At 54.5% G+C, this 14,390-nt stretch carries 10 protein-coding genes, 1 tRNA gene, 2 other RNA genes and 1 pseudogene; 2 read left to right on the top strand and 12 right to left on the bottom strand.

The genetic code is table 11. The annotated features are described in order from the left end of the window. Positions 1 to 26: 26 nt before the first annotated feature. From dppF to FN037_RS24810, 11 genes and pseudogenes are all read right to left on the bottom strand, one after another. Entirely contained in the window at positions 27 to 1,040 is a 1,014-nt protein-coding gene (gene dppF, locus FN037_RS21655) for a dipeptide ABC transporter ATP-binding subunit DppF (RefSeq protein WP_138359518.1), read from the bottom strand. Continuing rightward, positions 1,037 to 2,020 carry a dipeptide ABC transporter ATP-binding protein gene (gene dppD, locus FN037_RS21660; RefSeq protein ID WP_138359520.1) on the bottom strand — a complete coding sequence of 328 codons (984 nt, stop codon included), beginning with the start codon at positions 2,018 to 2,020 and terminating at the stop codon, positions 1,037 to 1,039. The genes dppF and dppD overlap by 4 nt, the downstream gene beginning before the upstream one ends. 10 nt (positions 2,021 to 2,030) lie before the next feature. Further along, positions 2,031 to 2,933, bottom strand: coding sequence for a dipeptide ABC transporter permease DppC (dppC, locus tag FN037_RS21665; RefSeq protein WP_138359522.1), 903 nt, complete (start codon positions 2,931 to 2,933; stop codon positions 2,031 to 2,033). 9 nt (positions 2,934 to 2,942) lie between these two features. Next, a complete protein-coding gene (gene dppB / locus FN037_RS21670) occupies positions 2,943 to 3,962 on the bottom strand; it encodes a dipeptide ABC transporter permease DppB (RefSeq protein WP_138359524.1) in 1,020 nt (339 codons plus the stop codon). A 194-nt stretch (positions 3,963 to 4,156) separates the two neighbouring features. Next, entirely contained in the window at positions 4,157 to 5,764 is a 1,608-nt protein-coding gene (gene dppA, locus FN037_RS21675) for a dipeptide ABC transporter periplasmic-binding protein DppA (protein WP_138359526.1), read from the bottom strand. Between the two features lie 803 nt (positions 5,765 to 6,567). Continuing rightward, positions 6,568 to 6,701, bottom strand: a non-coding RNA gene (locus FN037_RS21680) — RtT sRNA. Between the two features lie 33 nt (positions 6,702 to 6,734). Beyond that, positions 6,735 to 6,868, bottom strand: a non-coding RNA gene (locus FN037_RS21685) — RtT sRNA. A gap of 33 nt (positions 6,869 to 6,901) precedes the next feature. After that, positions 6,902 to 6,978, bottom strand: a tRNA-Pro gene (locus FN037_RS21690). Positions 6,979 to 7,067: 89 nt separating this feature from the next. Continuing rightward, a complete protein-coding gene (gene eptB / locus FN037_RS21695) occupies positions 7,068 to 8,756 on the bottom strand; it encodes a kdo(2)-lipid A phosphoethanolamine 7''-transferase (RefSeq protein WP_142503140.1) in 1,689 nt (562 codons plus the stop codon). 392 nt (positions 8,757 to 9,148) lie between these two features. Beyond that, positions 9,149 to 10,351 (bottom strand): MFS transporter, encoded by a 1,203-nt coding sequence (locus FN037_RS21700; RefSeq protein WP_142503141.1) that lies wholly within the window; start codon positions 10,349 to 10,351, stop codon positions 9,149 to 9,151. Between the two features lie 372 nt (positions 10,352 to 10,723). Beyond that, positions 10,724 to 10,892: pseudogene (locus FN037_RS24810) on the bottom strand (autotransporter outer membrane beta-barrel domain-containing protein); the annotation flags it as partial. A 156-nt stretch (positions 10,893 to 11,048) separates the two neighbouring features. Here FN037_RS24810 and tag point away from each other — a divergent pair. Both tag and FN037_RS21715 read left to right on the top strand, forming a co-directional pair. Beyond that, positions 11,049 to 11,630 (top strand): DNA-3-methyladenine glycosylase I, encoded by a 582-nt coding sequence (gene tag / locus FN037_RS21710; protein WP_142503142.1) that lies wholly within the window; start codon positions 11,049 to 11,051, stop codon positions 11,628 to 11,630. Next, a complete protein-coding gene (locus tag FN037_RS21715) occupies positions 11,608 to 12,054 on the top strand; it encodes an N-acetyltransferase (RefSeq protein ID WP_138359536.1) in 447 nt (148 codons plus the stop codon). Before tag ends, FN037_RS21715 begins: the two co-directional genes overlap by 23 nt. Here FN037_RS21715 and FN037_RS21720 read toward each other — a convergent pair. Further along, the gene (locus tag FN037_RS21720) at positions 12,017 to 14,347 is read right to left on the bottom strand and encodes a molybdopterin guanine dinucleotide-containing S/N-oxide reductase (RefSeq protein WP_138359538.1); all 2,331 of its coding nucleotides are present in this window, start codon (positions 14,345 to 14,347) and stop codon (positions 12,017 to 12,019) included. The two genes, FN037_RS21715 and FN037_RS21720, sit on opposite strands and share 38 nt — an antisense overlap. Between the last annotated feature and the right edge of the window lie 43 nt (positions 14,348 to 14,390).

Below are 14,390 nucleotides of genomic sequence, written 5' to 3' on the forward strand. Positions count from 1 at the left end.
GTTCGCCAGTTTTATCTCCGACTGCATTACGCCAGCGGCTTCTCTCCATTGAGATCCTGATCGACCGCAAAACAGGCCACCAGTTGACCATTATAATCCTTCAACTGCGGCTGTAGTTGGGTACATGGGCCGAAACGGCGGCGACAGCGGGCGTTAAACGCACAGCCCGGCGGCGGGCTCAGCGGGCTCGGCAGTTCGCCAGTCAGCTTAATACGCTCACGGCGATCATCCGGGTTCAGGCGCGGTGTCGCCGACAATAGCGCCTGAGTATACGGATGCTGCGGATTATTAAAGATTTGATCCTTCGACCCTTTCTCCACGCAGCGGCCTAAATACATCACCATCACTTCATCAGCGATGTGCTCCACGACCGACAGGTCGTGGGAGATAAAGACGTAAGACAGCCCCAGTTCCTGCTGCAAATCCATCATCAGATTCAGCACCTGCGCACGTACCGACACATCCAGTGCGGAAACCGGCTCATCGGCAATCACCACGTCCGGGTCCAGCATCAGACCGCGGGCGATAGCGATACGCTGACGCTGCCCGCCTGAGAACATATGCGGATAACGGTCATAATGTTCCGTTTTCAGGCCCACCTTCGCCATCATCGCCAGTGCTTTCTCACGGCGCTGCGCCTGGCTCAGCGACGTATTGATCCGCAGCGGTTCTTCGAGAATCTGCCCGACCTTTTTTCGCGGATTCAACGAACCGTAGGGGTTCTGGAACACTATCTGGATTTTCTGCCGACGCAGTTTCTGCGCGTGCGGATCGCGCTTAAGCAGGTTCTGCCCCTGATAATAGAGCTCACCGCTGGTGGGGGTTTCAATCATCGTCAGCAGACGGCCAAGCGTTGACTTCCCACAGCCGGATTCACCGACAACCGCCAGCGTTTTACCCCGCTCAAGGGTGAACGAGACGCCATCCAGCGCTTTTACCAGACGTTCCTGCGAGAAAAGCCCCTTCTTCACAGGGTAGTGTTTTTTCAAATCGGTGGCCAGCAACAGCGGCTGTTGCGTGGTGGCCTCATGCATACTCATAGCCCCGGCCTCCCGGCATCATCAAGTGGGTAGTGGCATTTCGACTGGCGTCCGCCGTTAAGCAAGTTCAGTTCAGGTTCTTCACTACGACATTTGTCGGTCGCATAGGGGCAACGCGGGTTAAGCAGGCAGCCATTCGGGCGATCATATTTTCCCGGCACCACCCCCGGCAGCGAAGCGAGACGCGCTTTATCCTGAGCAAACTCCGGCAACGCCCGTAGCAGCGCCTGAGTGTACGGATGACGCGGCGCGCGGAAAATGTCTTTCGCATCGCCGGTTTCCACCACCTGACCGGCGTACATGACGATGATTTTGTGCGCCGCTTCCGCCACCAGCGCCAGATCGTGCGTAATCAGGATCAGCGCCATGTTCTCTTTCTGCTGCAGTTCCAGCAGTAGTTCGATGATCTGCGCCTGAATGGTGACATCCAGCGCCGTCGTGGGTTCATCGGCAATCAGCAGCTTTGGCCGACAGGCAATGGCCATCGCAATCATTACGCGCTGACTCATCCCGCCGGACAACTGGTGCGGATAGACATCAAGACGGGAAGCCGGATCGGGAATACCGACCAGCGTCAGCAGGTCAATTGCCCGCTGCCGACGGGTTTTCTTATTGCCGCCCTGATGCACCTTAATCGCTTCCATGATCTGGAAACCAACGGTGTAGCACGGATTCAGGCTGGTCATCGGGTCCTGGAAGATCATCGCTACTTCCGCCCCCACCAGGTTGCGACGCTCTTTCTCAGAGATGCGCTGCAAGTCCTGACCGTTAAACGCCAGTTTTTCCGCCATGACGCGACCCGGGAAATCAATCAGCCCCATAATCGCCAGCGAGCTGACCGATTTCCCAGAGCCGGACTCGCCGACAATCCCGATTACTTCCCCCTGATCGACACTGTAGCTCACGCGGTCTACGGCGCGGAACGGCGTCCCTTCGTCACCGAAGTGCACCGATAGTTTATTTACATTTAATAACGCCATCTCGAACCTCTTACTGCTTCAGTTTGGGATCGAGCGCGTCACGCAGACCGTCACCCATCAGGTTAAATGCCAGCACCGTCAGCAGGATCGCAATCCCCGGAAAGGTCACGACCCACCAGGCGCTCTGCGCGAACTGCAACACGTCGGAGAGCATGGTGCCCCACTCCGGCGTCGGCGGCTGCGCACCCATGCCAAGGAAGCCAAGAGCGGCCATATCGAGAATGGCGTTAGAGAAGCCCAGCGACGCCTGAACGATCAGCGGCGCAAGGCAGTTAGGAAGAATGTTGATGAACATCTGGCGCATCGCCCCCGCGCCCGCCACCCGCGACGCGGTCACGTAATCGCGGCTCACCTCCACCAGTACCGCCGCGCGCGTCAGACGCACGTAGTGCGGCAAGGCGACAAACGTCAGCGCCAGCGAAGCATTCACAATAGAGGGACCGAAGATGGCCACCAGCACCAGCGCCAGCAGCAGGCTCGGCAACGCCAGCATGATATCAACGATGCGCATGATGATGGCGTCAACGACGCCGCCGAAATAGCCGGCCACCAGGCCGAGCACCACGCCAAGAATCAGCGATAGCACCACGACCAGACAACCAACCAACAGAGACAGGCGCGCGCCGTACATCAGACGCGACAGGATATCGCGGCCAACATCATCGGTGCCGAGCAGATGCGACATACTGCCACCGTCCTGCCAGAACGGCGGCGCCAGCAATGTATCGCGGAACTGATCCGCCGGGTTATAGGGCGCAATGACGTTGGCAAACACGGCAATAATGATCATCGCCATGACGTAGACCAGCCCAATGACGGCGCCTTTGTTGCGTTTAAAATAGTGCCAGAACTCCTGCAGAGGGGTCATCGGCACCGGTGCGGCGACAATTTTATTTTCAGTAACGTGTGACATGATGGCCCCTTACTTCTTATGCCGGATACGCGGGTTCACCACGCCATACAACAGATCGACCAGCAGGTTGACGAGAATAATCATCGTTGCCACCAGCAGTACCCCGCCCTGCACCACCGGATAGTCGCGGCGCTGCAGCGCGTCAATCAGCCAGCGACCGAGTCCCGGCCAGGAGAAGATCGTTTCTGTCAGGATAGCCCCCGCCAGCAGCGTACCAACCTGCAACCCAATCACCGTAACCACCGGCAACATTGCGTTACGTAGCGCATGAACGACAATCACCCGCATACGCGTCAGACCTTTCGCACGCGCGGTGCGGATATAATCCTCACCCAACACTTCCAGCATTGATGAACGGGTCATTCGTACAATCACCGCCAGCGGGATAGTGCCCAGCACCACCGCCGGCAGGATCATGTGCATCAGCGCATCGATAAAATCCCCCGGCTCCCCCCAAATCGCGGTATCAATCAGCATAAAGCCAGTTAGCGGCAGGGTATCGTCAAGGAAAACGGTATCGCTGATGCGCCCGGAGACCGGCGTCAGATTGAGCTGTACCGAAACCAGCATAATCAGCATCATGCCCCACCAGAAGATAGGCATGGAATAACCGGTCAGCGCGAGGCCGACTGAGGCGTGGTCGAAGATAGAACCGCGTTTGACCGCCGCCAACACGCCCACCGGGATCCCGACGATGACGGCGAAAATCATTGCGCAAATGCCCAGTTCCATCGTCGCCTTAAAGCGCGGAACGAACTCATCCCATACGGGAATACGGCTTTTCAGCGAGATGCCTAAATCACCGTGCATCACACCCCAAATATAGTGAACGTACTGTTGCCACAGCGGCTTATTAAGGCCCATTTCGGCCAGTAGCTGTGCGTGACGTTCAGGGGAAATACCACGTTCACCCGCCATAATCATCACCGGATCGCCGGGGATCATATGAACGAAGGCAAAAGTGAGAAGGGTAATACCGATAAATGTCGGGATGACAAGTCCCAAACGTCGGAGAATGAACTGCAACATAACCCGGATTCTCTTTAGTGACGGCCCGTCTGGTGACAGGACGTCTGTATTGCTCACAGATTTTATCCCACGCATACACCACTGCGGGGTAAAGCATTACGCCAGATGGCGCCGCGCCAGTCCGGCCTGTTACGGTAGGACCGGGTAAGCGCGGCGCCGCAGGCATGGGGTGTCAAAGCACCCCTGACTTTTAATTATTCAATAGAGACGTTATCGAAGTGGTGTTTACCCAGTGGATCAACCACATAGCCTTTGACCTCTTTACGTACAGGCTCATACACGGTGGAGTGAGCAATGATCAATGCCGGGGCCTGGTCATGCATCACCACCTGAGCCTGTTTGTACAGCTCAACGCGTTTGTTGTGGTCGTCGGTAGCGCGGGCCGGTTGAATCAGGTCTTCAAACGGCTTGTAGCACCAGCGGGAGTAGTTAGAACCGTCTTTTGCCGCAGCGCAGCTGAACAGGGTCGCGAAGAAGTTATCCGGGTCCCCATTGTCACCGGTCCAGCCCATCATCACGGTCTGATGCTCGCCCGCTTTCGCGCGTTTCAGGTATTCGCCCCACTCGTAGGTGACGATCTTAGCTTTGACGCCAACTTTTGCCCAGTCAGCCTGAATCATCTCAGCCATACGGCGTGCGTTCGGGTTGTACGGACGCTGCACCGGCATCGCCCACAGGTCAATACTGAAGCCTTTTTCCAGGCCCGCTTCTTTCAGCAGCGCTTTCGCTTTCTCTGGATCGTAGGTGTAGTCTTTAACATCGTTGTTATAGCCCCACATGGTCGGCGGGATCAGGTTCTTCGCAGCCTGGCCCGCGCCCTGGTAAACGGCTTTGATAATCGCTTCTTTATTGACGGCATAGGTCAGCGCCTGACGAACCCTCACATCATCCAGCGGTTTCTTCTCAGTATTGAAAGAGAGATAGCCTACGTTCAGGCCAGGCTGTTCCATCAAGGTGATGTTTTTGTCTTCTTTCATGCGCGCAATATCTGCCGGGTTCGGATACGGCATGATCTGGCATTCATTTTTTTGCAGCTTAGCGTAGCGCACGGAAGCATCAGGGGTAATTGAGAAGACCAGACGGTCAATCTTCGGCTTAGTACCCCAGTAGCCTGGGAAAGCTTTGTAGAGAATACGGGAGTCTTTCTGGTACTGCACCAGCTGGAATGGGCCAGTCCCGATGGGGTTCAGGTCCACTTTTTCCGGCGTACCGGCTTTCAGCATGTTATCGGCGTACTCTTTCGACAGAATCGAGGCGAAGTCCATGGCGAGGTCAGCGAGGAACGGTGACTCCGGGCGGGTCAGTACGAACTGGACGGTATAATCGTCCACTTTCTTCACTTCGCTAATCAGGTCCGGTAAGCCCATCCCTTCGAAGTATTCATAGCTGCCGCCAGACACCTGATGATATGGATTTTTTGGGTTTTTTTGTCTGTCGAATGAGAAGACAATGTCGTCGGCGTTCATCGTGCGGGTCGGTTTAAAATCCTTACTGCTCTGCCACTTCACACCTTTACGCAAATGGAAAGTATAGGTTTTGCCATCTGCGCTAACGTCCCACTTCTCCGCCAGGCCAGGAATAACTTCCGTCGTACCGGTTTTAAACTCGACCAGTCGATTATAAATCGGCACTGAACTGGCATCATAGGTGGTACCTGAGGTAAATAGCTGTGGGTTAAAGCCTTCCGGCGAACCTTCAGAACAATAAACCAGGGTTTTCGCTTGTACGCTTGCGGCAACGGTCATGGCCACCAGGCTGAGACCAAGCTTCAGCATCCCTGATTTTTTCAAGGAAATACTCATTATTCTGCTCCAAATGTGATGTTGTTTGCATATATCCGCCAGACCTTTATTTATTTTTATTCGTCATATTTCTGACTGCGGAGCGTCAAATCTGGCGCCGTCCCGCAACGAGAACGATGAGAATATACCCGGTCCAGTCGGTGGTGCCCGAAGGCGTTGAGAGAGATGGGGATTCCTTTCACAAAAACGACTGAGTTGCAGTACGGATTCTCCATGAAATGCCCCTCATGCCCTACAATCTGTCAACAGAATGGGGAAACGTCAATACATCCAACATGGTTTTATATCCGGGGTGAGAATCAGCAGACAAAGATTAAAAAAAGTTCATAGCGTCATTCCCAGCAGAGAAATTTGTGCTATCAGCATAAACCCAGAATAAATACCTTTATATTTTTCTACAGGCAGTGATAAGCAATTATGGAAAATGGTAAAAATTTCTTGCGATGTGACCAATATGTGAGCGATAAATAGCGTGAACGTTAAAACGCACAGCGGAAAATGCTGAAGTTATCCATAAGCTTCGCGAAAAAAGATCGGTATATATATAAAAAAATACAATGGAAGATGTCACAAAATCGTGAGCAAATGGCAAAAAGCCGTCGTCGATGGGGTTTTGAGACATTTGCTCCCTTTCTCTGCCTGGCATCCTCTGGAAGTAGCGCGATATGCCTGCTCGGGAGAGGCTCCAGACGGAGTGAAGCATTTACGCCACGCCCCAGGAATTGACTCCCCGGGCACCGTTTTCCGGATTTGCACGGCGACGGACGCAAAAAAGCCTGCTCGTTGAGCAGGCTTTTCGAATCTGGTCGCTGATAGAGGATAACTCGCCACTGTGTGGCTCGCCCTGCGGGCCGTTGCTGACGCAACGTTCTCTCGCTTCGCTCGGGTCGAACCTCCTGCCCCCGGAGGTTCTCATCCTCGTTGACTACAGATGCAAAAAAGCCTGCTCGTTGAGCAGGCTTTTCGAATCTGGTCGGTGATAGAGGATAACTCGCCACTGCGTGGCTCGCCCTGCGGGCCGTTGCTGGCGCAACGTTCTCTCGCTTCGCTCGGGTCGAACCTCCTGCCCCCGGAGGTTCTCATCCTCGTTGACTACAGATGCAAAAAAGCCTGCTCGTTGAGCAGGCTTTTCGAATCTGGTCGGTGATAGAGGATTCGAACCTCCGACCCCTTCGTCCCGAACGAAGTGCGCTACCAGGCTGCGCCAATCACCGAATGCGGGCGCATCTTACTGCTGAGATACACAACCGTCAATGCCTTATTATGAAAAAGTCACTCAAGCGGCGAGAAACTCGCCACTCGGCTACTGCGTCTTCTCTTCCACGCCGGGAACGTGGCACCAGTTGTTATATTGATTAATCCCGCCATCCGGCGAAGTATAGCCAAGACAACCCATAATGGTGTCATACAGTTCCACATGACGACGCGGCACCTTCATCGCCGCCTGCTGCTTCAGACGCGCAAAAGAGGCTGCATGATCAGGCGATTGCAGATACTTATCCGACATCCACACCAGCATCGGGACGCGAAACTGCTCAGGCGGCGCCATTTTACGCGGCGTACCGTGCAGATGCTCACGCTCGTTAATTGATTCACCGTGGTCAGCCGCATAGAAGACAATCGCTTTCTTATCCCGCAACTGGTCCAGTACGCTAACGATAAAGTGATCCACATAGGTCACGCTGTTATCGTACGAGTTGATCAGTTCTTCTTTTGAACAGGTGTTATCGAGGCCGACGCACTCCGGCTGCCATCGGGCAAAACTACGCGGATAGCGTTGGGTATAGTTAAAGTGTGACCCCTTGGTATGCAGAATAATCAGGTGTTTACCCCCTGAGTTATTCACCAGACCACGCTGCAGTTCGTCCACCAGCAGCATATCGTCAACGCTCTTGCCGCGGTTGCGCGGCTCGGCGCCAATCTGCTCTCGATAAGCAATATTGTTAGCCATCGTATTGCTGTAGAACCACATCTCACTCTGCATGGCGTACAGATCGCCGGTAAAACCGAGCTGATGCAGAACGGCGAAAACGTTCTGTTCTTTCAGCGTCCGCTGTGGGTTATCCTCCGCTCCGCCCTGGCGCACAAACATGCAGCGCAGCGACAGCTTTGTCGCGGTATCGCAGGAGTATCCGCGGAAGGCGACCAGGTTTTTCTCCTGCGCCAGCGCAGGCGTGGTGTCCCGGCTATAGCCCAGAATACCCATATGATCCCAGCGGGTCGTTTCGCCAATGATAAACACCATATAAGTGTCATCAAGCCCCTCAGGCGCGATGTAGGTGAATTTCTTCGCCGGGTTAATCAGGGATTGATTATCAGAAGATTCATCAACCTGCGCCCATGCATATAGCCCCAGCGCGGAAAGCCAGTTAGACGGCAAATAGGAGTTAGCCACCACTCCGCCATAACTTGGCAAATCCACTTCTGAACTACGCTCTACATTTTTTTGCCGGACATCCAGCAGGCGAATAGGCCCCCAGACCATCAGGCCGGCCAGTATCACAATAGCGACATTTTTCGCCCGCTGGCCCGGAGTGCGGATTTGCCGCAATAGCGTATAGCGGCAGCGGTTGTTCCAGATAAGCAGCAGAGGCAGCGCGCTCATCAGCACCAGCCAGAGAATCAGATGCCAGCCAATCACCTCTTTGGACAAGTCGACATCCGTGGTCATCACGGACGCAATAATGCCGTAGCCAATAACAACATTGAGGAAGGTCATGTAATAGCTGGCAGCCGCAGAGAATATAACCACGATCGTCGCGAGGATGCGCCATACCCGGCGTCCGAATAGCGACAAAATACGCAGCAGAAAAAAGGTAACCAGCACAGTCGCGATCAGTTCAACTGCACCTGAGATGCCTTTCCAGAAGGTAAATTCCTGAACATATCCCCCGAAGCGACGAAAAAATACGGCGGCATTCATAAACCAGCCGATGTACAGCGCGAGCCAGAAACTCAGCTTCTGCTGCGTCATCGTTTTAATGTATTTCATGCAAGCAAACCTGAAAAATGAAGAAATAAAACCTGCTGACTTAACCGAGATAAGTCAGCAGGTTAATAAAGCGCGTTTGTACCCATCTTACTTCAAGCGGCCTCTTTGTTGGCTGCCAGCAATAACCCGACCAATACCCGGCCTCGTCCTGACAGGCGCTCACCTGCCAGAGCACACCCGGAGACGCCTAGGTTGCCGCATCGATGAAACTTGAATGATGTTGTGTATCGTCTGTGATAAGAAACGTCGACAAAGCGCGCTAAGTAGACCACAGCGGAAGGGAAAAGTATCAGGGAGGAATGTGATCCAACCAAACATTTACAAAACATTTGGTTGGATAGACTCGGTTAGATTAGGTAATGAATTCACGCTCCCGCCAGGGGAGATGCGGTTCAGGCATGGGCCTGATGGTAAATTTCACTTTTCGGCTGACGAATGGTGGTCGACAGCGCCAGAGAAAGAATCAGCAGCGCAAAGATAACGCAGAAGGTCACGTAGAAACCGCCAAACAGTGAGGCAATCAGCGAGCCGCAAATGCTGCCGATACCAAAGCCGAGATAAATCACGCCGTAGTTTTTCGCCAGATTATTAAGACCAAAGAATTCGCTGACCAGCGACGGGAAGACGGTAATCGTTCCGCCGAAGTTAAACGCGACACAGGCAATCGCTGCGAAGAAGGTGGCTGCATTCAGCGGCGCGAACAGCAGCGCCGCCATACCGATAAGCGACACAACCTGGCCGATAGTAATGACCCGGATACGCGACATTTTATCGGACAGGATACCCAGCACCAGACGGCCGCTAAGGTTCGCGATGGAAATCACCGTAACCGCGTTTGCCGCCGTCGCCACATCAAGGTGCACCATCCCCTGGGCAATATCTTTCGCGACGCCAATAACGTACAGGCCGCTCATACAGGCAGTCAGGAACATGACCGCCAGCATCCAGTACTGCGGTTTACGCATTGATTCAGCGAGGGTAAAGTCGTTTTCAACCACCCCATTGCTTGCCGTCACGGTATGATTCGGCGCATCTTTCATCAGCGTTGCGCCAAACACAATCATCACCAGCACGATAGCGCCCCAGATAATAAAGGTTTTCTCCAGGCCGACCGTCGCCAGCAGATGGGAATCTATAAATTTAAAACCAAGGCTGCCAAGGCCATACGCGCCGATGGAAAAAGCCGAAATCAACCCCTTACGTTCCGGGAACCATTTTACGCAGTTCGACAGCGTCAGCAGATAACCGGCACCGTCGGCAAGCCCCACCAGCACGCCCGCACTCAGCCACAGCATCAACAGGCTACTGGCATGGGCGGTGAGGAAGAACCCGAGCCCCAGCAGAATACCGGACGCCATAGTGACGCGCCTGACGCCGAAACGCTCCTGCAATTTACCGGCAACGGATGAGGAAAGCGCCAGACCGAGGCTTAACAGACCAAATGAAAAAGCTACCTGACTGACCGGTTCATTTAACCTGACGGAAAGCGAACTATTGAACAAACTCCATGTATAAACCGATCCCAACGCGAATTGGGTAATAATGGTGCCGATCAGCGTGAGCCAGCGGGTGTATTGACGGTTTGCAGCGTTCATAGCAGTTGTCCTGAATAATTAACTGCGGCCACAATAACGAAATCCCCTATAAGCCAGGGGGAAAAAGGCATGAACTGCCGCCTCCGGGGAATGAAATGCACTAAAGGCGGAATGAATGGCATTGAAAAACATCCATGCCTTCTTTACCTTCCAAAAAAGTTAGTGCTCACTATCATCATAACATGTGTCATCACTGTGATCACAAAGTAAAATAAACATATCAGATATGCTACAGATAGCCTCCATAATGCGCGTAGCCGCGCTATACGGTTAACGGCTTTTCACCATGCTTACGCTGGCAGTGAAGGCAAGTCAGAAGGCGATGCCTTTATTGCCAGACGCATTTATCTGCTGCACACGGGTAGCTTACTCGCGCGGTTGGTGATCGCTATCCCATGTATCGTGTTCCGGAGTATTACTTTTTCTGTCGATAGCGATATATTCCTGTTGTCAGGCATTGGCACTGATTACGCCCGACACCTGAATGGATACGTCGCCGGGCTCAGGCTCCCCGAAGATCATCACATTTCTTTATTATCACTATAGCGGCGTCCAAAAGAGTCCGGACAGCAAGATTGCGCTGTTTTCGAGGGGGGGGTGGACGAGCCCTGTTTTGGGAATAATCCCCCCGATATAACGATTTATCTGTATCCTGCAGAGGAAATGAACAGATAGGTTTTAAAAAAGGGAGAGGCACATGCAACGTTGCGGATGGGTCAGCCAGGATCCTTTATATATTGAGTACCACGATAGCGAGTGGGGCGTTGCTGAAAAGGACTCTCGTAAACTGTTTGAAATGATTTGCCTTGAGGGCCAGCAGGCCGGATTATCGTGGATCACCGTGCTGAAAAAACGTGAAAATTACCGCCGTGCTTTTCACCATTTTGATCCGGTTCGCGTCGCGTCCATGGGCGAAGAGGACATTGAACGTCTGGTTCTGGATAGCGGGATTATTCGCCACCGCGGTAAAATTCAGGCCATCATCGGCAACGCACGGGCCTTTCTGGCCATGGAGGAAAACGGCGAGCCTTTCGCTGATTTTGTCTGGTCCTTCGTCGACAATCATCCGCAGATCACGGCCGCCGCCACGCTTGCCGAAATTCCGGCAACTACCCCGGCTTCTGATGCGCTGTCAAAAGCGCTGAAAAAACGCGGATTTAAGTTCGTCGGCTCAACTATCTGCTACTCCTTTATACAGGCCTGCGGCCTGGTCAACGACCATGTTACCGGCTGCTTCTGTCACCCCGGAGGTCAGGATGATCCGCTACCGGGACAGTAACGAAGGCGACTCGCTGCTCGCGCTTTGGCTGAAAAGTACAATTCACGCACATCCATTTATTGATGAGCGCTACTGGCATGACAGCATCGCTGTGGTTCGCGATGTTTATCTGCCCACCGCCTGTACCTGGGTATGGGAACAGAACGGCGAACTGAAGGGCTTTATCAGCGTGATGGAGTCACGCTTTATCGGCGCGCTGTTCGTCGCGCCGGATGCCATCAGGCAGGGGATCGGCAGCGCGCTCATCAACGAAGTCAAAAAGCACTACGCCTGGCTCAGCCTGGAGGTGTACCAGAAAAACGTCCGGGCGGTAAATTTCTACCATGCGCAGGGCTTTCGCATTGAAGACTGCGCATGGCAGGATGAAACCCAGCATCCAACCTGGATTATGCACTGGTCGGCGGATCAAACGCCGTCAGCGTAAGCTCAGGCCCGGTATATTTCTCCAGCCACGCTAACGCCGTATTTCCGGCGCAACCATTACCGAGCCGCGATGTCGGGATATCTTTGGTCAGCACGTTCACCGCGCCGTTTTTACAGATACCTGACTGAGCATCGAGATCGGGCCACGCGCCTTCATGCAGACAGATAACCCCGGGACGGATACCGTCGGTCACCACTGCACCAGCCAGCACCTGACCGCGTGAATTCCACACCCGCACCAGATCGCCATCGGCGATATTACGCGCGCTCGCATCCTGCGAATGGATGATTAACGGTTCGCGATCCGCCACTGCGTACTGCGCGCGCAGCGACGTAGGGTTAAGCTGACTATGAAGACGATGAGCCGGATGCGCTGAAAGCAGTTGCAGTTGCCCCTCCTGCGCATTGCCATGCCACTCATCCGGCTCCAGCCACATCGGATGCGGCGGACAGTCCGGATAAGCAAAGCTGGCGATGGTCGGCGAATGAATTTCAATTTTACCGCTGGCGGTTTTCAACGGGTTCGCCTGTGGATCGTCGCGAAAGGCAGCGAAGCGGACGAAACGCGCGTTTTCCGGGTTTTCCGGCATTTCAATCAGCTTATTCGCCTGCCAGAACTGCGCGAATGGCGGCAGCGTCACCTGCTGAGCGGCCCCCCGCTGGGTGGCAATCTGGTAGAACGTCTCCAGCCACTGCAGATCGTTTTTACCTTCCGTAAAGCGCTCCCGACCACCCGTTTCCCAGCGTTCGCTGAGGTCAGCAAAAACATCAAAATCATCGCGCGCTTCATCGCGCGGCGCCACCACGCGCTTCATCGGTACCAGATGCTGGTTGCTGTAATCGCCGGTCATGGTCATATCATTGCGTTCAAACGAGGTGGTCGCGGGCAACACGATGTCGGCATGGCGCGCCGCCGCAGTCCAGAAGCATTCGGAAATAACGATAAGCTCCGGCTTCTGCCAGGCGCGGATCAGCCGGTTGGTGTCCTGATGATGGGTAAAGTTGGCACCGCCCGCCCACCAGATAAAGCGGATATCGGGGAAATGCCGTTCCATACCGTTATGCTGATAAGCCGCGCCGGGGTTTTCCAGCGCTTCAACGATGCGTGCTACCGGAATTTTTTCTACCGCATCGGTGCCTCCCGCCACGCAGCCCTGCATGGAAGCCAGCACCGCCGCACGGCGCGTCGGGTTGCCGCCGTTAGCAAAATGGTAGGAAAGGCCAAAACCCCCGCCCTTAGTGCCTATCTGACCTAGCATCGCGGCAAGGGTCACCAGCATCCAGTGTTTCTGCTCGCCGAACTGCTGGCGCTGCATACCCCAACCGGACATCAACATTGTCGTATTTTCGTGGAATAGTTGTGCCAGTTCGCGGATTTTATCCGCATTTACCCCGCAGATTTCCGCAGCCCATTCTGCGGTTTTTGGCGTGCCGTCGCTTTCTCCTTTGAGATAGCGGGCAAAAATCCCGTAGCCACTGGTACAGCGAGCCAGGAATTCATCGTCCTGCCAGCCGTTTTCCACCAGCGTATGGGCGATGCCGAGCATTAAGGCCACGTCAGTGCCCATATGCGGAGCGATCCACTCTGCCGCATCGCCAAAGAATGCCATGGTTTCCGATCGCATCGGATCGATGCAGATCACGCGCTTTCCGCTCTGACGCAGACGATCAAACCACGGGATCCCCTGCTCATCGGACGCATTCCAGGCGATTTTCAGCGTGTTTAGCGGATTCGCGCTCCACAACACCACTACATCGCTATGTTCCAGCACCAACGGCCAGCTGGTCTGCTGCTGGTAGACCTCATTGCCACCCACCACATACGGCATAATCGCCTGCGCCGCGCCGGTGGAATAATCGCCCAGATGCCCGGTATATCCGCCCGCCAGGCTCATATAGCGCTGGAGCAGCGTCGCCGCTTTATGCAATACGCCGTTGGAACGCCAACCGTAGGACCCCGCGAAGATCGACGACGGGCCATAACTGTCACGAATACGCCGATGCTGAACATTAATCAGGTCCATTGCCTGCGCCCAGCTCACCCGCACGAACGCATCCTGGCCGCGCACGCCCTGCGGGCTATCCGGCGAGGCAAGAAATCCCTTACGTACCATCGGATAGCGTACGCGCGTTTTACTGTGTACCTGATCGCGCACTGCGGTTTGCAGGGAGTTAGTGAAAGGCGTATCAATCGCGCCACGGGATGAGATGACGTTTTCACCATCCGTTTCGACCAGCATTGGCCCCCAGTGGGCGGCGGTCAGGATGGTTTTGGTGGCAGATGAAATTGACAAAGCAGGCTCCTGGTCAGCGATAGCAGGTGTGGTGACGGCCTGT

Origin of the sequence: Klebsiella sp. 2680 (genome assembly GCF_900198535.1) — a bacterium.
Taxonomy (GTDB): Bacteria; Pseudomonadota; Gammaproteobacteria; order Enterobacterales; family Enterobacteriaceae; genus Klebsiella; species Klebsiella indica.